This is a genomic window from Thalassovita autumnalis, from assembly GCF_001458255.1.
In the GTDB taxonomy this organism is placed as follows: Bacteria; Pseudomonadota; Alphaproteobacteria; order Rhodobacterales; family Rhodobacteraceae; genus Thalassobius; species Thalassobius autumnalis.
In genome coordinates this window covers 44,289-64,370 of the sequence record NZ_CYSB01000035.1, presented here as the reverse complement: position 1 = coordinate 64,370, position 20,082 = coordinate 44,289, and the positions used below count along the sequence as shown (strand labels likewise).

Annotated in this window: 18 protein-coding genes and 1 other RNA gene; 12 read left to right on the top strand and 7 right to left on the bottom strand. The window is 61.4% G+C overall.

Annotated features, from left to right (window positions below; translation table 11 throughout):
- Positions 1–5: 5 nt before the first annotated feature.
- On the bottom strand, positions 6–176 hold the full coding sequence (locus TL5118_RS21405; protein ID WP_165590050.1) for a hypothetical protein: 171 nt from the start codon (positions 174–176) through the stop codon (positions 6–8).
- A gap of 72 nt (positions 177–248) precedes the next feature.
- Here TL5118_RS21405 and cobN point away from each other — a divergent pair, with 72 nt between their 5' ends.
- Positions 249–3,941, top strand: a complete 3,693-nt coding sequence (gene cobN / locus TL5118_RS13320; RefSeq protein ID WP_058245245.1) for a cobaltochelatase subunit CobN — start codon at positions 249–251, stop codon at positions 3,939–3,941.
- Positions 3,942–4,030: 89 nt separating this feature from the next.
- Here the strand turns inward: cobN and TL5118_RS13315 are convergent, their stop codons facing one another.
- Positions 4,031–4,411: a hypothetical protein gene (locus TL5118_RS13315; protein ID WP_131727635.1), complete on the bottom strand. Its 381-nt coding sequence runs from the start codon at positions 4,409–4,411 to the stop codon at positions 4,031–4,033.
- Between the two features lie 134 nt (positions 4,412–4,545).
- On the opposite strand from TL5118_RS13315, the gene TL5118_RS13310 reads away from it, so the two are divergent.
- Complete coding sequence (locus TL5118_RS13310; protein ID WP_058245247.1) at positions 4,546–5,760, top strand: TsoY family (seleno)protein; 1,215 nt, start codon at positions 4,546–4,548, stop codon at positions 5,758–5,760.
- Between the two features lie 42 nt (positions 5,761–5,802).
- Here the strand turns inward: TL5118_RS13310 and TL5118_RS13305 are convergent, their stop codons facing one another.
- On the bottom strand, positions 5,803–6,321 hold the full coding sequence (locus tag TL5118_RS13305; protein WP_082626434.1) for a fasciclin domain-containing protein: 519 nt from the start codon (positions 6,319–6,321) through the stop codon (positions 5,803–5,805).
- 226 nt (positions 6,322–6,547) lie between these two features.
- Here TL5118_RS13305 and cobO point away from each other — a divergent pair, with 226 nt between their 5' ends.
- The 3 genes from cobO to TL5118_RS13290 all read left to right on the top strand — a co-directional run bounded on the left by cobO (position 6,548) and on the right by TL5118_RS13290 (position 8,500).
- On the top strand, positions 6,548–7,156 hold the full coding sequence (gene cobO, locus TL5118_RS13300; protein ID WP_058245248.1) for a cob(I)yrinic acid a,c-diamide adenosyltransferase: 609 nt from the start codon (positions 6,548–6,550) through the stop codon (positions 7,154–7,156).
- Positions 7,156–7,644 carry a metal-dependent hydrolase gene (locus TL5118_RS13295; protein WP_058245249.1) on the top strand — a complete coding sequence of 163 codons (489 nt, stop codon included), beginning with the start codon at positions 7,156–7,158 and terminating at the stop codon, positions 7,642–7,644. Before cobO ends, TL5118_RS13295 begins: the two co-directional genes overlap by 1 nt.
- Positions 7,645–7,732: 88 nt before the next feature.
- Positions 7,733–8,500 (top strand): FadR/GntR family transcriptional regulator, encoded by a 768-nt coding sequence (locus TL5118_RS13290; RefSeq protein WP_058245250.1) that lies wholly within the window; start codon positions 7,733–7,735, stop codon positions 8,498–8,500.
- A gap of 29 nt (positions 8,501–8,529) precedes the next feature.
- Here TL5118_RS13290 and TL5118_RS13285 read toward each other — a convergent pair whose 3' ends face one another.
- Together TL5118_RS13285 and nudC are read right to left on the bottom strand one after the other, a co-directional pair.
- Positions 8,530–8,997, bottom strand: coding sequence for an SRPBCC family protein (locus TL5118_RS13285; RefSeq protein ID WP_058245251.1), 468 nt, complete (start codon positions 8,995–8,997; stop codon positions 8,530–8,532).
- 55 nt (positions 8,998–9,052) lie between these two features.
- A complete protein-coding gene (gene nudC, locus TL5118_RS13280) occupies positions 9,053–10,012 on the bottom strand; it encodes an NAD(+) diphosphatase (RefSeq protein WP_058245252.1) in 960 nt (319 codons plus the stop codon).
- Positions 10,013–10,282: 270 nt separating this feature from the next.
- Between nudC and TL5118_RS13275 the strand changes: the two genes are divergently transcribed.
- The 3 genes from TL5118_RS13275 to rsgA all read left to right on the top strand — a co-directional run bounded on the left by TL5118_RS13275 (position 10,283) and on the right by rsgA (position 13,584).
- A complete protein-coding gene (locus TL5118_RS13275) occupies positions 10,283–12,241 on the top strand; it encodes a 5'-nucleotidase C-terminal domain-containing protein (RefSeq protein WP_058245253.1) in 1,959 nt (652 codons plus the stop codon).
- A 58-nt stretch (positions 12,242–12,299) separates the two neighbouring features.
- Positions 12,300–12,398: signal recognition particle sRNA small type (ffs, locus tag TL5118_RS20925), an RNA gene on the top strand.
- Between the two features lie 124 nt (positions 12,399–12,522).
- Positions 12,523–13,584: a ribosome small subunit-dependent GTPase A gene (gene rsgA, locus TL5118_RS13270; protein ID WP_058245254.1), complete on the top strand. Its 1,062-nt coding sequence runs from the start codon at positions 12,523–12,525 to the stop codon at positions 13,582–13,584.
- Between the two features lie 12 nt (positions 13,585–13,596).
- Here the strand turns inward: rsgA and TL5118_RS13265 are convergent, their stop codons facing one another.
- On the bottom strand, positions 13,597–14,112 hold the full coding sequence (locus TL5118_RS13265; protein ID WP_058245255.1) for a protein-tyrosine phosphatase family protein: 516 nt from the start codon (positions 14,110–14,112) through the stop codon (positions 13,597–13,599).
- 230 nt (positions 14,113–14,342) lie between these two features.
- Complete coding sequence (locus TL5118_RS13260) at positions 14,343–15,878, bottom strand: ankyrin repeat domain-containing protein (RefSeq protein WP_058245256.1); 1,536 nt, start codon at positions 15,876–15,878, stop codon at positions 14,343–14,345.
- Between the two features lie 309 nt (positions 15,879–16,187).
- Between TL5118_RS13260 and TL5118_RS13255 the strand changes: the two genes are divergently transcribed.
- From TL5118_RS13255 to recR, 4 genes are all read left to right on the top strand, one after another.
- Positions 16,188–17,978, top strand: a complete 1,791-nt coding sequence (locus TL5118_RS13255) for a DNA polymerase III subunit gamma/tau (protein WP_058245257.1) — start codon at positions 16,188–16,190, stop codon at positions 17,976–17,978.
- A gap of 4 nt (positions 17,979–17,982) precedes the next feature.
- On the top strand, positions 17,983–18,846 hold the full coding sequence (locus tag TL5118_RS13250; RefSeq protein ID WP_058245258.1) for a PhzF family phenazine biosynthesis protein: 864 nt from the start codon (positions 17,983–17,985) through the stop codon (positions 18,844–18,846).
- A 164-nt stretch (positions 18,847–19,010) separates the two neighbouring features.
- Positions 19,011–19,355, top strand: coding sequence for a YbaB/EbfC family nucleoid-associated protein (locus tag TL5118_RS13245; RefSeq protein WP_058245259.1), 345 nt, complete (start codon positions 19,011–19,013; stop codon positions 19,353–19,355).
- 123 nt (positions 19,356–19,478) lie between these two features.
- On the top strand, positions 19,479–20,078 hold the full coding sequence (gene recR / locus TL5118_RS13240) for a recombination mediator RecR (protein ID WP_058245260.1): 600 nt from the start codon (positions 19,479–19,481) through the stop codon (positions 20,076–20,078).
- Positions 20,079–20,082: the final 4 nt, after the last annotated feature.

The window sequence follows — 20,082 nt, the reverse complement described above, 5'->3', positions numbered from 1 at the left end:
CCGGCTCAGCCCTTGTGCTCTTTCTCCGGCGCTTTGCCTTCGGCAGCCGCTTTCTTCATGCGCTCCAGCAGGGCCGCCTTATCGGTGCCCTTGTCGTTGTTGCGGCGGTTGTTTTCATTGCGCGGTTTGTTTTTGCCGTAGGTGGGCTTCACCCCGCCCATTCTGCTGTAATCCATCTGATCACCCTTCCACTGGTTTTGACGGCTCTTGCCGCAATCTACCACAAAGCTCAAGCAAAGGTCCGCTAGATGCATCTTATCGCCGCCACTCCGGGATCGATTGATGACGGGCAGGAACCCGTGGATCTGGGCCAAAGCCCGGCTGATGTGATCTTCATCTCCGCGGCGGACACGGAACTGGCGGCCCTCAGCCAGGCCCGCGCCGACCTCAGCGATGCGCCCAGCCTGCGCCTGTCCAACCTAACCCATCTGCAGCACCCGATGTCTGTGGATCTGCATCTGGACAATTGCGCCACCAAATCACGGCTGGTGGTAGCACGCATTCTGGGCGGGGCGGGCTACTGGAAATACGGGTTCGAACAATTTGCCGCCCGTCTGGCGGAGGCCGGTGTGCCCTTTGTGGCCCTACCCGGCGATGACAAACCCGACGCCGAGTTGCGCAGCCTCTCAACCGTGTCGTCGGAAGACTATGATGCACTCTGGGCCTATCTGGTTGAAGGCGGGCCGGACAATGCGCTGAATTTCCTCAGCTATTGCAACTGGATGCTGGCGGACCATCAGGGTGAGGCCCCACAGGCCGCCGCCCCCCTGCTGCGCGCCGGGGTCTACTGGCCCGGTGCCGGTGTCGCCGACATTGCCGCCGCACAAGGCGCATGGCGCGACGGCCAGCCTGTGGTGCCGGTGATATTCTACCGCGCCTTGGTGCAGGGCGCTGGCCTGAACCCGATCAACCGTTTGGTGAAATCGCTGTTGCGGCAGGGGCTGAACCCGCTGCCGATTTTTGTGGCTTCTCTGAAAGATCCAGTATCGGTCGCCACGCTGGAAACCCTCTTCACCGCAGCGCCGCCTTCGGTGATCCTGAATGCCACCGCCTTTGCCGTCGGCAGCCCCCATGCGGGTGACCAGACGCCGGACAACCCGCTGACCATGCCCGCCGCTGCCGAAGCCCCGGTGTTTCAGATTGTTTTGGCAGGCAGCACCGAACAGGCTTGGGCTGAGGGCCTCACCGGTCTGTCTGCCCGCGACATCGCGATGAACGTCGCCCTGCCTGAGGTTGACGGCCGCATCCTGTCGCGCGCCATCAGCTTCAAGGATGAAGCCTATTTTGATGAGGCCACCGAATGCCCCATCGCCACCTACCGCGCCCAGGGCGACCGGATCGATTTCACCGCCCGCCTTGCCGCCAATTGGGCCAAGCTGCGCCACAAGGCCCCGGCTGATCGCCGGGTTGCCATGGTGCTGGCGAATTATCCCAACAAAGACGGGCGGCTGGCCAATGGTGTCGGCCTCGACACGCCCGCCGCTGCTGTGAACATGTTGCAGGCGCTGGCCGGGGCAGGCTACAGCGTGGAAAATGCGCCCGCCGACAGTGACGCGCTGATGCAGCAGATCATGGCCGGGCCCACCAACTGGCTGACCGACCGCGCCGCGCGTGAGGGCGGCACGCCCATGACGCTGGACGCCTACCGGCAGCATTATGATGCCCTGCCCTGGGAGGTGCGCGAACAGATCGAGAGCCGCTGGGGCCAGCCCGAAGATGATCCGTTCTGCGATGGCAGCGGCTTTGCCCTGTCGATCTTCCCTTTCGGCAATGCGGTGATCGCGGTGCAGCCCGCCCGCGGCTATAACATCGACCCGACCGACACCTATCATTCACCGGATCTGGTGCCGCCACACAACTACCTGGCCTTCTATTTCCACCTGCGCCACGAGTTTGGCGCCGATGCCATCGCCCATATGGGCAAACACGGCAATATGGAATGGCTGCCCGGCAAGGCGCTGGCGCTCTCCTCGACCTGCTGGCCCGAGGTGGTCTTTGGCCCCACGCCGCACCTCTATCCGTTCATCGTCAATGACCCCGGTGAGGGCACCCAGGCCAAACGCCGCGCGCAGGCTGTTATCATCGACCACTTGACGCCACCGCTGACCCGCGCCGAAAGCTATGGGCCGATGAAGGATCTGGAGGCGCTGGTCGATGAATACTATGAGGCCGCCGGCGTGGATCCCCGCCGCATTGAACACCTGCGGCGTGAAATCCTCTCGCTCACCTCGGCCACCGGAATCGGCGAAGACGCCGGACTAAAGGGCGAGGATGAAGACAGCGATCTGGCCAAACTGGACGCCTACCTATGTGATCTGAAAGAGGCCCAGATCCGCGATGGGCTGCACATCTTCGGCACGTCGCCCGATGGCGATCAAGCCCGCGATCTGACCATCGCACTGGCCCGCGTGCCCCGCGGTCAGGGCAAAGGCGCCGACAACTCGCTGATCCGGGCGCTGGCCGAGGATCTGGAGCTTGGCTTTGATCCGCTCGACTGTGATATGGCCGCCCCCTGGCAGGGCCCGCGCCCCGGTGTTTTGGCAGATCTCGACAGTGCCAATTGGCGCAGCCATGGCGACACCGTGGAACGTCTGGAACTGCTGGCGATCGTCCTCCTCGACACCGAAGGCGCTGCCCCCGGTCCCTCGTCAGCCGAGGTGCTGGCGCACCTGCGCACCACGATCCGTCCCACGCTGGACAGCTGTGGCCCCGCGGAAACCGATGGTTTCCTGCAGGTTCTGGACGGCCGTTTCCTGCCCCCTGGCCCCTCTGGCGCGCCGACCCGCGGGCGGCTGGACACTCTGCCGACAGGGCGGAATTTCTATTCAGTCGACAGCCGTGCGGTGCCAACGCCAACCGCCTGGGCGCTGGGGTGGAAATCCGCCAACCTGTTGATTGAAAAGCACCTGCAGGATCACGGCGACTGGCCGCGCAGCCTGCTGGTCACTGCCTGGGGCACCGCGAATATGCGCACCGGTGGCGATGACATCGCCCAAGCGCTGGCCCTGATGGGGGTCAAACCCAAATGGGACAATGCCAACCGGCGGGTCACCGGGTTTGAGATTTTGCCGGCCTCGGTGCTTGGCCGCCCGCGGGTTGACGTCACCCTGCGCATATCTGGTTTTTTCCGCGATGCCTTCCCGCAGTTGATCGCTTTGGTGGACAGCGCTGCCCGCGCGGTTCAGGCCCTTGAGGAGCCAAAGGATCAAAACCCCGCCGCCGCCCGCGCCCGGTCCGGCGAAGGTCAGGCCCGTGTTTTCGGTTCCAAACCTGGCGCCTATGGGGCAGGTCTGCAGGCCCTGATTGATGAGCGGATCTGGAATGACACCGCAGATTTTGCAGAGGCCTACCTGGAATGGGGCAGCTATTCATACGGTGCCAGCGGCGAGGGACAAAGGGACCGCGACGGCCTGGAACAGCGCCTGTCCCAGGCCGAGGCAATTGTGCAGAATCAGGACAACCGGGAACATGATCTGCTGGACAGTGATGACTACTACCAGTTCGAAGGCGGTGCCGCAGCCGCAGTGAAAACCCTGCAGGGGCAGGATCGGCCCATCTATCACAATGACCATTCCCGCCCTGAACGTCCCGTTATCCGGACGCTGGACGAAGAAATCGGCCGGGTGCTGCGCTCACGCGTGGTGAACCCAAAGTGGATCGATGGGGTCAAACGCCACGGCTACAAAGGCGCCTTTGAGATTGCCGCGACGGTCGATTACCTCTTTGCCTTTGCGGCGACCACCGGAGCGGTCAGGAATCACCATTTTGACCTGGTGCATTCCGCGTTTCTGGAGGATCAGGTCACCCGCGATTTCATTGCCGAGCATAACGCGCCAGCCCTACGCGAGATTGCTGAGCGTCTGCAGGAAGCCATGGACCGCGGTTTGTGGACCCCGCGATCAAACTCGGCCCGCGCCTTGATCGAAACGCTGCGGGCCTAACGCCCCAGCGCAGTACAGCGCCATGCGGTTTTGCCCTTGCTTTGCTCGTGCATCTGTCGCCTCACCCAAGGCCATTCACCAGATCGTCCCTAACCGGTATCAGGGTGGCAGGTTAGGGCCTCCGACGCGAACCCATCCAGGGCATCCAAGCCCTGCAACTTACATTTATAGGCACTGCTGCCGCCCGTCGGCGCAGCCCCTTTCGCGCACTGCAGCCGTGCGGTGACAACCGCCACATCGCCTGAGATCTGACGAACCCGGCAACCGGACACCTGTTCAATCGCCAGCCCGGCCAGGGGGCCGACCAGATCCATTCGGGGCCGAAGCATCCGGTTGAGGCGAATAGCCTCCGCCTTGGTGCCATTGGTGCGCACCGCAAATTGCATCCCGCCAAGGTCAACCCGCGTCACCGGCAGGCCCCGAAAATCCCGCCCGGCCATATCACAAGCCGCGAGCATTAGAATCACCAAAATCCATCTCATCTGAAGACTGTGCCACAAAGGGGTTAACAGCCCCCTAATGCGGTAGGCTGCGACAATCCTCCCATTGCATTCCGTTTTTGGAATACATATACATTCCATATATTGAATATTAGGAGGCCGTCATGGCACAGACTCTTTCCAGACCCGCCGACAGATACAACCCGCTGTATTTCCTCGCTTCTTTGGGCGCAGGCGGATTGTCCGTCACGTTTTTCATGTATCTGATGTTTTGGATCCCCCACCCCGGCCAGCCCGTGCCCGTCTTCGAAGACATCGCCCGCGCGCTGTCAACGGGCAGCATCCCCATGCAGGCAAGCGTCATCATCGCGCTGGCGGGAATCGCAGTTTTTGCGGCGATGAACCTCACCTCACTGGTGTGGAACCTCAGGGCGCTGAGTGCTTTCAAGAGGACGCAAGCCTATGAAGCATTGACCAAAACCAACGCGCAATCCAGCTTGCTTGCCGCCCCACTGGCTGCCGCAATGAGTATTAACGGAATGTTCATCGTTGGTCTGGTATTTGTACCGGGGCTGTGGTCCGTCGTTGAATACCTGTTTCCGCTGGCAATGGTCGCCTTTCTGGCGCTGGGGATCTGGGCGCTTCGTCTGATTGGCGACTATCTGGGGCGGATCTTGTCCCAAACCGGTGCCTTTGACCTGAAGGCGCATAATTCCTTTGCGCAGATGCTGCCCGCCTTTGCGCTGTCGATGATTGGTGTGGGTCTTTCGGCCCCTGCCGCGATGAGCACCAACCAGACGGTTGTGGGCGTCGCCTTGATCCTGTCGAGCTTCTTTGCGGTGGCGGCGCTGCTCTATGCTGCGATTGCAGGCTTCACCGCGATGAGCGCGATGTTGCAACATGGCACTGCCAAAGAGGCTGCGCCGACCCTGTTGATCCTTGTTCCGCTGATGACGGTGCTGGGCATTCTGTTCCTGCGGCAGAACCACGGGCTGCACACGCAGTTCGACAGCCATGTGACTGCAGGGGAAACGATGATGATGCTGGGGCGGATGCTGGCCGTTCAGATCGCCTTCCTGCTGCTTGGCCTCACCGTACTGAAACGCCTTGGGTATTTCCGCGACTTCGTCTTTGGGCGCAAAGCCTCGCCTGGGTCATACGCGCTGGTCTGCCCCGGGGTGGCGCTCTCCGTGATGCTGCATTTTTTCGTCAACAAAGGTCTGGTGGGCACCGGTGTGATTGACAAGTTTTCCACCCCCTATTGGGCGCTGACCGCTTTGGCGCTGCTCAGCCAGATCCTGATGATCGCGCTGGTGTTGCGGCTGAACCGTCAACACTTCCGCCCCGTCCCACAGGCATCAGCCCTGCCGGCGGAATAACCAAAGGGGTCAGGGGCACCACGCCCCTGACCCACCACCACATCACTTCGGCAGCAAGACCTTGTTCACCACATGCACCTTGCCGTTGGAGGAACCGAGGTCGGCAACCGTCACCAGGCTGGCGCTGCCGCTTTCATCGTAGATGTAGACATGGCTGCCCTTAAGCTGCGCCGACAGCGCATCGCCGGACACCGTGTTGAAATGGAAGAAGCCATCTTTGGAATGTTTGATCTTGCGCACCAGATCGGCGCTCGAGATGTCACCGGCCACCACATGCGCGGTCAGAACCTTGGTCAGCAGACCCTTGTTTTCGGGCTGCAGCAATGTGTCCACCGTGCCATCGGGCAGCGCGGTAAATGCAGCGTTGACGGGCGCAAAGACGGTGAAGGGGCCATCGCCCTGCAGAGTTTCCACCAGACCGGCAGCCTGTACCGCGGCCACCAGGGTGGTGTGGTCGGGCGAGCCCACGGCGATATCCACAACGGTGCCATTCATCGCAACGGCGGCCTGGGTAGCGCCGACAAATGCTGCGGCTAGGGTGATGGTTTTCAACGATTTCATTTGGTCTTCCTCCTGAACTTGCGGTGCAGGATCCGTCGCCCTGAACCTGCATTGGCTACGGGGCGCTGCCGGGATTGGTTCAATGCGCTGCGGTCACAACACCATCACGCTTCCGTGAGGAAATCTGGCCCAGACACAGGCGCCAATTACCCTTGCGCCTATGGCGCAAAGGCCCCTACAGTCGACCTCCAGAACAGGAACATGACATCCGACAGGAGAGCCGCAGATGACTGCCGACAGCGACCGTCACGCAATGAAAATGGCCAAGAAAAAGGCCGCGCGCGATAAGATCATGGCGACCAAGACCGATGAAAAAGGTCTGGTGATGATCAACACCGGCAAAGGCAAAGGCAAAAGCTCGGCCGCGTTTGGGATGATCTTCCGCTGCATCGCCCATGACATGAAATGCGCCGTTGTGCAGTTCATCAAAGGCGGGATGAGCACCGGCGAACGTGATCTGATTTTGGGCAAGTTTTCCGACACCTGTTCGTTCCACACCATGGGCGAAGGCTTCACCTGGGAAACCCAGGACCGCGACCGCGATATCGAAATGGCGCAGGCCGCCTGGGAGAAGGCCAAAGAGCTGATCCGCGACGAAAGCCACAAGATGGTGCTGCTGGATGAGATCAACATCGCGCTTCGTTATGACTATATCGACGTCAATGAGGTGATGACCTTCCTGACCGAGGAAAAACCGCACATGACCCACGTGGTGCTGACCGGTCGCAACGCCAAAGACGAGCTGATTGAGATCGCTGATCTGGTCACCGAAATGGAATTGGTCAAACACCCCTTCCGGTCAGGCATCAAGGCGCAGATCGGCGTCGAATACTGATGTTTATCGGGCATCTGCCCGCGGCCTATCTGGCGCTGAAACCGTTTCAGCGCCACCTGCCCCCGATGGCCTTTGGTGCCGCGTTGGTTGGCAGTGTGCTGCCGGATGTCGACATGCTGTGGTTCTATCTGATCGACGACCGCGCCCATCATCATCACGCCTATCTGACTCACCGGCCCGTCTTGTGGATGCAGCTTTGGCTGCTGGGCATGTTGTTGCGCCGTTTCGCCCCGCGGCTTGGCATTATCCTGGCGATGCTGGCCACCGGGGCGCTGATCCATATGTTGCTGGACAGCATTGCGGGTGCAATCCACTGGGGCTGGCCGGTTGCCGGCGCGCCGATCACCCTGGTGGAGGTGCAGCCAACCCACGATCACTGGATCAAATCCTTTCTCAGCCATTGGACGTTCAAAGTGGAAATCGCGATTTGCCTGCTAGCCGCGCTGGTCTGGTGGCGCAGTCGGGCGCAACGCCGGCGCCCTGTCTAAAGACCCAGGCCTGACCAGTTCCGCCTGAGCCACCTTGCCAGAGGAATATGCCGGTCATATAAATTGACCAATTGCATAAAGGTGCCCGATGCCATTTCAGAAAGTTCAGCCCGAAAAACTCTCCACAGCGGTGACGCGACAGATTGAGTTGTTGATTTTGCGTGGGATTTTGCGCCCGGGCGAACGGCTGCCGGCCGAGCGGGAACTGGCAGAGCGGCTGGGCGTGTCGCGCCCGTCCCTGCGTGAGGCAATCTCGGAACTGCAGGACAAGGGCTTGCTCAGCTCCAAGGCGGGTTCAGGGATTTACGTCGCAGACGTGCTGGGCTCTGCCTTCTCAGACGCTTTGGTCAAACTCTTCGCCAACCACGAAGAGGCGGTGTTTGACTACATTTCCTTCCGTCGTGACATGGAAGGTCTGGCTGCAGAACGGGCGGCGCGACTGGCCTCGGACACGGATCTGAAGGTGATCCAGACCGTCTATGACAAGATGGAAGCGGCCCATTCCAAGCGCAACCCGGATGATGAGGCGCAGCTGGACGCCGATTTTCACCTGTCGATCATTGAAGCCAGCCACAACGTGATCATGCTGCATATGATGCGGTCGATGTATCAGCTGCTGCGGGAAGGTGTGTTTTATAACCGCAAGATGATGTTCAAACAGCGCACCACGCGGGACACGCTGTTGATCCAGCACCGCGCGATCAACACGGCTTTGCAGGCGCGTGACGCCGAAGGCGCCCGCGGCGCGGTTGAGGCGCATTTGGATTACGTCCGCACCACCCTGCAGGACCTGAACAAAAGCGAACGAAATGAACGGGTTGCACAGCAGCGGTTTCAGCACGAACAATCCCGCTGAAACCGGCTTAGCGTTGGATCAGCGCCGGGTCAGGAGATCTGGCGAAACCGATCTTCCAGTTGGGTCGCATAAGCAGCGACCCGGGTGTGGAACGTCTTGTTCATCTTGGTGCGCGCCAGCTTCAGCGATTGCAACACCAGACGCGCCGCCAGATTGTTCGCTTCCAGCTCCACATCGATGGAGATGCGGGTCCGCTCAGGAGACATGGCCACCAGATCAACGTCGATCTTGCCCGCCATGCCCTGACCATCGCCGCGGAAACGGATCGCATTGGGGGGATCAAACTCCACCAGGCGCAGTGCCACTTCGCGCAGTTTGCCGCGGTAGTGAAACTTCAGATCCCATTCCATCCCGACGCCGGGCACGCTCAGCATGTCCTGGCGCTGCACTTCGACACCACGGCGCAATGCGGCTGTTTCGAAGCTGGAAAAATCAGTCATCATAGCAAAGACGTGGTCGATGGAGACGTCGACATCTTCTTTGGCGGAAAAATTCATATACTGGCCTGTAGTTAGTCGATTGATCGGATCAAACGTTGGGAGCAATTTGGCGCTATTCCATGCGATCCGCAAGCCAGTTGCGCAATAGGAAATGTGCAATTGCGCCTTTCCGCGCCGGTTTCAGCACCGGATGACGCCCAGCAAATGCCTGCATGATCTCCTCTCTGCTGAACCAACGGGCATCTTCGATCTCATTGGGATCAATGGTGATCTCATCGCTAAGCGCCTGCCCGGCGCAGCCAAACATCAAGGAATTGGGAAAGGCCCAGGGTTGGCTGGCCAGATAGTCAACCGCGCCCACGGTGATGCCGGCCTCTTCCCAAACTTCGCGGCGCACGGCCGCTTCGATGGTTTCGCCCGGCTCAACAAAGCCTGCCAACAGGGAATACATGCCCTCAGGCCAGCCGGGGGAGCGCCCCATCAGAACCTGATTGCCCCGGGTGATCAGCATGATCACCACCGGATCGGTGCGCGGGAAGTGTGAAGCACCACACTTCCCGCAATTGCGTTGCCAGCCTGCCATCGCCATATCGCTGGGCTGACCACATTGGGCACAGAACCGATGGCTGCGGTGCCAGTTGAACAGCGCCCGGGCCGTGGCCACCAGTTCAGCGTCACGCGGGCTCAGCGCGTTCATCACCATCCGCAGTTCAACAAACTGCGCTTCAGGCAGCAAAGGATGCTGTTGGCGCGATGGGTCTGTGAAGGCATTCAACGTCGCATCATCCAGCGCCTCGGGATGCCAGGCCGAAATATCCTGCGCAAAAACCGGACCGGTGTCTTCGATGCCAAGGAAGATCGGCGCGCCCTTGGCCAGCGCCAGCACAGGGTGATCCAGCGGAAGGCGCACCAGCTGTGCCAGGGTGTCAGGTTCCGCGATCAGAGGTTTACCGCGCCAGAGCACCACAACAGTGCCACGCGGGTCTGCCAGCAAATCTGTGACATCCGCGCGCAGCTCTGCCGCGCGGTTTAGGCCTGAGCCACCAAAGGTGACGCTCTCTGCGTTTTTCATAACTGCCCTTCCCACATCCCAAATGGACGCATTTTTGCCGGCGGCATCGGTGCCCTTGGGTTTGCGCGCAGACTAGGCGCTAAGGGTCCGGTGCAAAAGGGCATTTTTTCTATGTCGGGACGGCCCGGCGCACGGCTGCCTGGACCCAGTGTCGGACAGGCGCAAAACTAGACTTTCAATCCACCTTATCCAACCTAAGTTTGCAATTGTCGCTGCCTTGACACCAAGGGTGGTGAAATCTACCCATGGTAGTTGTGCAGGAGTGTTTGAGTGTCCGATTCATTTGTAACCGCACCAATACCCAAGCCCGAAAAGAAGCCCACGGTCGCAGAGGCGCCGACCGGTGAGCTGCGTATTTTGCATACCACAGACCTGCACGGGCAGCTCCATTCCTACGACTACAGCCAGGATAAGACCGGCGTCAATTGTGGCCTGGCGCATCTGACTGACCTGATCCGGCGACAACGCTCTGAGGTTGAACAGAGTTTGCTGTTTGACACGGGGGATTTCCTGCAAGGCAACCTCATCAGTGCACCTGAGGCGCTCAACCGAGTGCCGGCGAACAAACGGCTGCTGGGGGACACTCCGATCGTCGGATTGATGAACCGCATCGGCTATGACGGCGCCACCCTGGGCAATCATGAGTTCGGCATTGGGTTGAGCCTTCTCAAAGGCGTATTGCAGGAGGCGGAGTTTCCCCTGGTCCTCAGCAATCTGCTGCGCGCCGAGGAGGAAGCCGCGCTGCTCACCGAACTGCCACAGGATCTACTGCTGGAGCGACCGATCATCTGCAGCGATGGGATCCCCCGGACCATTCGCATCGGGGTGATCGGACTGGTGCCTGCGCAAACGCCACTGTGGGAATTGCCCAACCACCAACACATGCTGGAGTTTTCCCCTATCATCGCCGCAGCACACGCCCGATCAGAGGCATTGCGGCAGCGCGGCGCGGCGATTGTGATCGTGTTGGCCCACACTGGAATAGCGGCGCCGGGCACCGGGACACCCCCGGACCACAGTGCCTTGGAGATTGCGGCGCTGGAGGCGGTGGATGTGGTCTTGTGCGGGCATCAACACCGGCTCTTCCCAGCGGAGGATTTTGACGATCTTTCTGGGCTCAACCATAGCGCCACCCAGCTGAAGATCGACAGTCGGCGCGGCCGGCTGGCAGGGTGCCCCACGACAATGGCGGGATCCTTTGGCAGCCATCTGGGTCAGATCGATCTGAAGCTAAGCTATGAGCAAAACCGCTGGCATCTGACTGACAGCACATCGCAACTGCTGCCTGCCGAGGAGCCGCCGGTTGAGTTAAAGCCACTATTGGCACCCTACCACAAGGCAGCACGGCAGCATGCCTGCACGCCGCTTGCCCGCATTGATAAGCCGCTACACTCCCATTTCGCACGGTTCACAAATGACCGCAGCGTTCAGTTGCTGGCGCGCGCACAGCTGGCCACCGCCACAGAGCTATTGCAGGGGCGCCCAGAGGCCGCCCTGCCCCTGATCTCTGCCGCGACCTCCTTCCGCACGGGGGGGGCAACGGGGCTGGAGCAGTACCTGAATGTACCTGCGGGACAGCTGGAACAACGCCATCTGGAAGGGCTTTACCCCCACAATGACCTGTTTTGCCTGTCCCGGATCACCGGACGTGACTTGAAGGTCTGGTTAGAAGCAAACGGACGTAATTTCATGCAGATCCAACCGGGGCGTCCAGATCAGCCTTTGCTGGATTACAGCCTGCCTGGCTATCTGTTCGACCACCTGATTGGCCTCAGCTACGCATATGATTTGACGGTGCCCCCCGCCCTGCCTACCGCCTATGCCGCTGACCACCAGATGACACCTAACGCACCCTCTGACCGGGGACGGCTGCAACAGCTGCGCTGGCACGGTCAGGAAATCCTTGATGACCAAGAACTAATCGTCGCTGGCAACAGCTTCCGCCTTGGTGGCGCCGGGGGCATTCCGGGCCTGTCGACATCGCGCTTTGTGCTGCCGCCAACCCTGCCTATGCGTGAGGTTTTGAAAAGGTATCTAACTGCACAGAACCGCAACAAAGTGCCGCCAGAGCCCGAGGACATCTGGCGTATTCTTCCGATCACCGGCACCACCGTGCGGGTGCCCACCGTTGTCGGGGCGCTGCCCCATTTGGAAGATATCAGCCACCTACGCCCCGAAGTGGTGCCCGTTGTCCCGCAGGGCCAGTTTGCCCTGCGGCTGCATCTGTAATCTCCATCACCTGTCACCGCCTCTTGCGCTGCCCAGCGCCGTCGCCTATATCACCCGGTGAGAGGTTGGCGCGGGCGAGCGCCTCGCCAACCCGGTCAGATCCGGAAGGAAGCAGCCGTAACGAGCCCCGCTTGGGTCGTTGTCCAGCCTCTCACCTACCCACCTCTTTTTGCGGCACCTGCGATGGATCCATCAGATCCTGCCGCTATTGCTTGCCCTTGCGCCGAAAACCCGCATGCTGCAGGCCAGTCGAAACCGCCCCTGAAGGATGAGGCCACCCTGTGAGCATCCATAGCCTTGAAGATCTGGGATGGAGCCCGTTTTTCGCCGATCAGCTGACCGCAGATGATTCGGATTTGGTGCCAGTGCGCGCCGCAACGGTGCAGCGCAGCCTGGCCCGCGGCCTTGGCGCCGAGGGTCTGACCCGGTTGATTTTCCCAAATGACATCAGCGCGGCAGATCTGGCCGTGGGCGATTGGCTGCTGATTGAACCCGAAAGCCACATGATCCGCCGGGTGCTGGAGCGTAACTCCAAACTCAGCCGGCGCGCTGCGGGGGTGGAGGCGAAATCGCAACTGTTGGTGGCCAATCTGGACACGCTGTTCATCACCACCTCCTGCAATGAGGATTTCAATCCGGCGCGCATCGAACGGTATCTGGTGCTGGCGCTGGATGCAGATGTCACTCCGGTTCTGGTGCTGACCAAATCTGACCTCACCGATGAGGCCGCGCGTTATCTGGCGGAGGCGCAGGCGATTTCGCCCAAGTTCGCCGATGTCCTGTGCATCAACGCCACGGTCGCCGATGGCGTTGCCACATTGGAACGCTGGTGCGGGACGGGGCAAACGGTGGCTTTTGTTGGTTCCTCCGGGGTGGGGAAATCGACCCTGATCAATTCCTTGACCGAAGCGGCGCAGGCCACCGCTGGTATTCGCGAAACCGATGCCAAGGGTCGGCACACCACCACATCCCGGTCACTGCATTTTGCCAATGCCGGCGGCATGGTCATCGATATGCCGGGCATGCGCGAATTGGGCCTGCACGATGTGGCCGGTGGCATTGCCGAATTGTTTGATGACATCACCGAACTGGCCGCGACCTGCAAGTTCCGCAATTGCGCCCATGTCTCGGAGCCAGGCTGCGCGGTTCTGGCCGCTGTCGACGCCGGCGAGATTTCCGAGGCAAGACTGGACCGCTGGCGCAAGTTGACGGCAGAGGATCAGCTGAATTCGGAAACCATGGGCCAGACCCGGCGCCGCGCCAAGGAAATCACCCGCCAACACAAAGCCACGCTGGAGGCGCAATATCGGATGAAGGGCAAACGCAAGGGCAAGAAACGCTAAGCGTTTCTATGGTTAGAGCTGCCGTGGTTCAGACGCCTTTGGCACCCGGCCGGTGCGCGCCCAAACCATCTGATCGTCGGTTTCAATGGCACAGGGGCGTGTGTGACGCAGCCGTTCCAGCGCGGCATCCGGTTTTTCACCAGCCGCCACCATCAGCCGCATCACCACCATACCCGACCGTCCGCACCCACCTTTGCAATGGACCAGAACACGGCCACCACCGCTCAGCGCAGCAAGGGCGGCTTTGCTGACCTCGGGCCATTTTTCCAAGAACCCGCCATCCGGCAGGCCGAAATCCTCAATCGGCAAATGCACCCAGCGACAGCCTGCATCCTGCATGTCGGCGCCAAGACTGGTCACCTTCGCCGCGACAAACTCCACATCCGTGGTGAGTGAGATCAGCAGCGAAGGTTTCCATTCCTTCAAATGTTCCAGATCCGCGGCATAGTCGCCCCCCTGCCCCGGCAAAGGACAAAGCGCCAGAATGCCGCCGCCCACGGTTAGGGCATGCAAAACAAAATCAGACATGGTTCTTCACATCCCCGGCCATCACAGGCCCCGGCACCCGATTGCGTCACACAAACAGTTCTACCAAATTCCAGTCGACGCAGAAATACGGCCGCCGCCCAAAGCTTCAATTGAGGAAAAGCTTAGGGACAAAGTATCGCGGCGCAAGGATCAAGCCACCAATCCCCGGGGATTCCGGTGGCAACATGGCGTGAATACCACAGGCCACCGGACACTTTGCGCAGCCGGGCTTAACCCAGCCCACCTTCGACCAGCTGACCGGGGTAGCGTTGCCCCCAATCACGCAGGAAGCCCGCCACCTCAGGATCGCCGGCCAAATCAATCGCCTGACGCGGCAGCGCCACCCCATGGGTCAGCGCCATCTCAAGACAGGTGATGTGATCCCGGCTGGCCCGGTTCGGACAGTTCTCAGACCCATGAATGATGGTCGACAGCAAGGTGCCGCCATACCCATTCACATGGCTCAGATCCGGGCTTTGGCTCAGGAAATATCCCATCACCTCGGGCAGACCTTCCCAGCCCGCCAGTTGCACCGGCGGCAGACCTTGCGTATCCGGACGGTCAAACTCCATCCCCAGCGCCACCAGCGCCTGCATATGCGGCAGCTTGCCCTTCAAGCCGACGATATTGTGCAACAGATGGCGGTAGGCCTCTGGCAGCTGCGCCGGGTCGATGTAGCGTCCGTCTGGCACCTCCCCTTTGGCGGCGCGCGCCAATAGATCCTCCAGATCGCTCAACGCGGGGGCGCCGCGGGCTTCCACGGCTGCAGCCAGCGCATCATTGCCAAAGACCCGGCCATAGCCATAGGCCGTGGCCCCCTCGAAGACATCAGCCGGGTCCGCCCCGGCATCCAGCAGGATCTCCACCATCTCACGGTCGCACATGCGCCGGGCCGCCTGATGCAGGGCCGGGATCACCCAAGGTGCCTCCCCCCCGACAGGATCGGGGGCAAATTCGGTCACATCCGCCCCTGCCGCCAGCAACAGGCGCACCGCCTCATGGTCGTTGAAGTCCAGAGCCCGCAGCAGTGCATTGGTGCCTTTCGGGTTGGCCCCGGCGGCCAGTAGCATTTTCAGGCCACGGTGATGGCCCAACTCCACCGAATGGTAGAGGCTCTCGCCATCGTTAGGATCGGCCCCATGATCCAAAAGCCACTGCGCCAGCACCATATTGTCCGCATGCCCCAGCGCCCCGTAGAGCACTGACAGCCCATGCCCATCTGGCCCCGGCAGCGCATCGTTCACATCCGCCCCACCGGCGCGCAGCATCTCCGCAATCTCCAGCATCGCGGCCTCACGCTCGGGCCAGACATGGATCATCTTGGAAAAACACAAGTGCACCATCGGGCTGCGCGGCCCCAGTTGCTTGGTAGCCGCAGCAGGATCGTCCCACAGGGCGGCACGCACCGCCTCCACATCGTAAAGCGCAATCGCACACCCCAAGAGCCCCTCAGCCAGATCCGGCGTCTCCTGCAACAGATGCTGCACCACCACGGTCTGGCCATGGGCCAGCGCCAGCTTCAACCGCTGCTGCCGGGCGGCGCGGTCCAGCCCCATGGTTTCAGCCGCTAGTTTCAACGCGGGCCAGCTGGCAAAGTTCTGTTCGCGCGCAATCACATGCAGATAATCCGCATGGCGCAGCGCCGCACCATCACTGCGGGGGGGATGCACCCGCAGCCGTTCCAACGCATGCGGCACCCCGGCCGCATGATCCTTGCGCAGCCCTTTGGCCGCGCGACGCAACTTGTCCAATGATAGGTTTGTCATCGGCTTCTCCTAAACAGGCCCAGTGGTCGCTCAAACGGGCAGGAAAATCCGAAGATCGGTTTTCGTCATCTCTGAGAGGGAGGCGCAAGCACTTTCCGCGAACCTGGGGGCCGTCCCTGAGCGGCCTTGGCGAGACCCTAACGCGCTGCGCCGCGCAAGACAACCGCCCAGCGCCAGCACCGCAACTTAAGTGAATTTCGCCGATCCGCCAATCCGGTAGACGTGCCCGCCCCCTTCACATACCTTAGCCCGGCAGACGAATCCGCAGGGCGCGTTACCTCCCCTGCGAAGCCCCCGTGAAAGGCCATCATGAGCGACACCGAAACCACCGCCTATCAGGTCCTGGCCCGTAAATATCGCCCGGAAACCTTTGCCGATCTGGTGGGTCAGGATGCGATGGTGCGCACGCTGAAAAACGCTTTTGAGGCGGATCGGATTGCGCAGGCCTTTGTGATGACGGGTATTCGCGGCATCGGCAAAACCACAACCGCGCGGATCATTGCCAAGGGCATGAACTGTATCGGCCCTGATGGCACGGGCGGTCCGACAACCGAACCCTGCGGTCAGTGCGAACATTGCACCGCCATCATGGAAGGCCGCCACGTCGATGTGATGGAGATGGACGCGGCCTCGCGCACCGGGGTGGGCGACATCCGTGAGATCATCGACTCGGTCCATTACCGCGCGGCCTCGGCCCGCTATAAGATCTACATCATCGATGAGGTGCACATGCTGTCGACCAGCGCGTTCAACGCGCTGCTGAAAACGCTGGAAGAACCGCCAGCCCATGTGAAATTCATTTTTGCGACCACCGAGATTCGCAAGGTACCGGTCACCGTGCTCAGCCGGTGCCAACGCTTTGACCTGCGCCGGATTGAACCGGAACAGATGATCGGCCTTTTGCGCAAAATCGCCACGGCGGAAAGCGCTGAAATCAGCGACGATGCGCTGGCCCTGATCACCCGGGCCGCTGAAGGCTCGGCGCGGGATGCGACCTCGCTCCTCGATCAGGCGATCAGCCACGGCGCCGGGGAAACCAACGCCGATCAGGTCCGGGCCATGCTGGGCCTTGCTGACCGTGGCCGGGTGCTGGACCTCTACGATATGATCATGCGTGGTGACGCTGGCGCGGCGCTGGCCGAACTGGGCGCGCAATATGCAGATGGTGCCGACCCGATGGCGGTGCTGCGCGATCTGGCTGAAATCACCCATTGGATCTCGGTGGTGAAGATCACGCCGGAAGCCGCCGAAGACCCCACCGTCAGCCCCGATGAACGCGCCCGTGGTCAGGCCATGGCGGAAAAGCTGCCGATGCGCGCGATGACGCGGATGTGGCAGATGCTGCTGAAGGCCCTGGATGAGGTCGCCAGCGCACCAAACGCCATGATGGCGGCTGAGATGGCGGTCATTCGCCTGACCCATGTCGCCGACCTGCCCAGCCCCGAGGATCTGGTGAAGAAGCTGAAAGATGCAACGCCACCCCCGATGCCCGGTGGTGCGCCGATGGGTCCCGGCGGCGGTGGCGGCTATGCCGGCCAGCCACAAGGTGGCGCGCAGGGCGGCGCAATGACGCAAGCCCAAGGCAGCCCAATGCCACAGGGCGGTGCCCCTATGGGTAGCGGCGGGCCACAGGCAGCGCTGGCGCAGGATGTGCAGGCCGCCTTGGCGCGCTACCCCAGCTTTGAGCATGTTGTCGAGTTGATCCGCGAACACCGCGATATGAAACTGCTGGTGCAGGTGGAAACCTATCTGCGCCTTGCCGCCTATCGCCCCGGTCGGATCGAATATCAGCCCACGCCCGATGCGCCGCAGGATCTGGCCAGCCGTCTGGGTCAGGCGCTGCAGAACTGGACCGGCAGCCGCTGGGCCGTGATCCTCGTCAATGAGGGCGGTGGCGAAACCATTGACGAAAAGCGCAATGCCAAGCTGAACGCCCTGAAGGCCGAAACCGAGGCCCATCCAATGATGCAGGCGATCCGCGCCGCCTTCCCCAAATCGCGCATCACCAAAATCCGCACCCCGGAAGAACTGGCCGCACAGGCGCAGGAAGACGCGCTGCAAGAGGTCGAGGACGAATGGGACCCCTTCGAGGAGGAGTGATCTGATGCCTCCCCGTCAGCGCCGTTTCCTGCAGGTAGATGTGTTTTGTGATGCCCCGGCCAAAGGCAATGGTCTGGCCGTTGTGGTGGATGCGGAGGGCCTCAGCACCCAGCAGATGCAGGATTTCGCCGCCTGGACCAATCTGGCGGAAACCACCTTTCTTCTGCCACCAGAGGATCCCGCCGCCGACTACAAGGTACGGATTTTCACCCCCGCCAAGGAAATGCTCTTTGCCGGCCACCCGACGCTGGGCAGCTGCATCAGCTGGCTGCATTGTGGCGGCGCACCTCAGGTGCCGGGCGTGGTGCGGCAGGAATGCGCCATCGGTCTGGTCGACATTGATGTCAGCGGCCCGCAGCCGGCGTTTGTGGCGCCCTCCACTCAGATTACACCGATGGATTCGGCGGAACGGGACCGTCTGATCGCCGCGATGCAGATTGACCCGTCTTGGGTGAAAAACACCATCTGCCTCAACAACGGCCCGGCCTGGAACCTCTTTGAACTGCACAGTGCCGCGCAGGTGCTGGCGGTTGATGCCAGCCTGACCCGCGCCCCTGATCACGCCGGTCTGTCGCTGATCGGGGCCCATCCCGCAGGGGCGGACTGTGCCTTTGAGGTGCGCAATATCGCCCCCTCCAGCGGCATGTTGGAGGATCCGATCACCGGTTCCCTCAACGCTGCAATCGCCCATTGGCTGGCGGCTGAGGGGCGTCTGCCCACCAAAATGGACCAGCCCATGGTGGTGGCGCAGGGCAGCGCCATCGATCGCCCCGGCCGCATCACCTATGGCCGTGATCCGGACCGCCCCGGTGCGGTGATGATCGGCGGCGCGGTCAATGTGCTGATCGACGGGCAGCTGTACCTCTGACCCGGGGTGGCAGCATAACAGTTTGCCCATCTCCCCCTAAGCCAGCCCACACCCCTGCCGTTGATAGAGGCACGGATAGCCCCAGCTTCTGCCCCACCAAGGGCTTGTCGCAGCGCAGCACAGCCCGTATCTAATGCGGCAACAACACTTCAGGAGAGTCCCCCATGCTGAAAGGTCTCGGCGGTCTTGGTGATATGGCCAAGATGATGAAAAAAGCTCAGGAAATGCAGGGCAAAGTTGCCGAACTGCAGGAAGAGCTGGAAAACATGACCGTCACCGGTGAATCCGGCGCTGGTCTGGTCAAGGCAAGCTGCACCGCCAAAGGTGTGCTGAACGGTCTGGACATCGATCCGTCGATCTTCCACCCGGATGAAAAAGAGGTGGTCGAGGATCTGATCCTGGCCGCCATCAAAGACGCCCAAACCAAAGCCAGCGCCAAGGCGCAGGAAGAAATGTCCAAACTGACCGAAGGTCTGGGCCTGCCGGCGGATGTAAAACTGCCGTTCTGATCCCCTAAGATCAACACCATGCCCCAAGGGTCCGCCGCTGGTGGGCCCTTTTTCATGTCTCAACAAGGGGGGCGCTGCAATCGCCTGTTGTTCTTCTGTTGTTCTCCATCGTATCGTCTGCACATGAGTGATCCTGCCCCCAAAGATATCGACAATCTGATCGAGCTTTTGGCCAAGCTGCCGGGGCTGGGCCCCCGATCAGCCCGCCGTGCCGTGCTGCATATGATCCGCAAACGCGCGCTGCTGCTGACCCCGCTGGCCGACCAGATGCAGCGGGTGGCGGAAACCGCGCGGGAATGCCTGAACTGCGGCAATGTCGGCACCGCAGACATCTGCAACATCTGCGCCGATGAGAAACGCGGCAATGGCATCCTCTGCGTGGTTGAGGATGTCGCCGACCTCTGGGCGATGGAACGCGCCGCCGTGTTCAAAGGGCGGTATCACGTTCTGGGCGGCACCCTGTCCGCGCTGGATGCTGTTGGCCCCGAAGAACTGCGCATTCCGCAATTGCTGGACCGGGTCACCGCCGAAGGCATCGGTGAGGTTATTCTGGCGCTGAACGCCACCGTGGATGGCCAGACCACCGGGCATTACATCGCTGACCAGCTGGAGGGTCAGGTGACCCTCACCTCACTGGCGCAGGGGGTCCCCATCGGCGGGGAGCTGGATTATCTTGACGAAGGCACCATCAGCGCCGCCCTTAACGCACGCCGCCAAATCTAACCGC

Coding starts and splice junctions, on each gene's coding strand:
- TL5118_RS21405 (WP_165590050.1), bottom strand. CDS start 176: ATGGATTACAGCAGAATGGGCGGGGTGAAGCCCACCTACGGCAAAAAC.
- cobN (WP_058245245.1), top strand. CDS start 249: ATGCATCTTATCGCCGCCACTCCGGGATCGATTGATGACGGGCAGGAA.
- TL5118_RS13310 (WP_058245247.1), top strand. CDS start 4,546: ATGGCACAGACTCTTTCCAGACCCGCCGACAGATACAACCCGCTGTAT.
- TL5118_RS13305 (WP_082626434.1), bottom strand. CDS start 6,321: ATGAAATCGTTGAAAACCATCACCCTAGCCGCAGCATTTGTCGGCGCT.
- cobO (WP_058245248.1), top strand. CDS start 6,548: ATGACTGCCGACAGCGACCGTCACGCAATGAAAATGGCCAAGAAAAAG.
- TL5118_RS13295 (WP_058245249.1), top strand. CDS start 7,156: ATGTTTATCGGGCATCTGCCCGCGGCCTATCTGGCGCTGAAACCGTTT.
- TL5118_RS13290 (WP_058245250.1), top strand. CDS start 7,733: ATGCCATTTCAGAAAGTTCAGCCCGAAAAACTCTCCACAGCGGTGACG.
- TL5118_RS13285 (WP_058245251.1), bottom strand. CDS start 8,997: ATGAATTTTTCCGCCAAAGAAGATGTCGACGTCTCCATCGACCACGTC.
- nudC (WP_058245252.1), bottom strand. CDS start 10,012: ATGAAAAACGCAGAGAGCGTCACCTTTGGTGGCTCAGGCCTAAACCGC.
- TL5118_RS13265 (WP_058245255.1), bottom strand. CDS start 14,112: ATGTCTGATTTTGTTTTGCATGCCCTAACCGTGGGCGGCGGCATTCTG.
- TL5118_RS13260 (WP_058245256.1), bottom strand. CDS start 15,878: ATGACAAACCTATCATTGGACAAGTTGCGTCGCGCGGCCAAAGGGCTG.
- TL5118_RS13255 (WP_058245257.1), top strand. CDS start 16,188: ATGAGCGACACCGAAACCACCGCCTATCAGGTCCTGGCCCGTAAATAT.
- TL5118_RS13250 (WP_058245258.1), top strand. CDS start 17,983: ATGCCTCCCCGTCAGCGCCGTTTCCTGCAGGTAGATGTGTTTTGTGAT.
- TL5118_RS13245 (WP_058245259.1), top strand. CDS start 19,011: ATGCTGAAAGGTCTCGGCGGTCTTGGTGATATGGCCAAGATGATGAAA.
- recR (WP_058245260.1), top strand. CDS start 19,479: ATGAGTGATCCTGCCCCCAAAGATATCGACAATCTGATCGAGCTTTTG.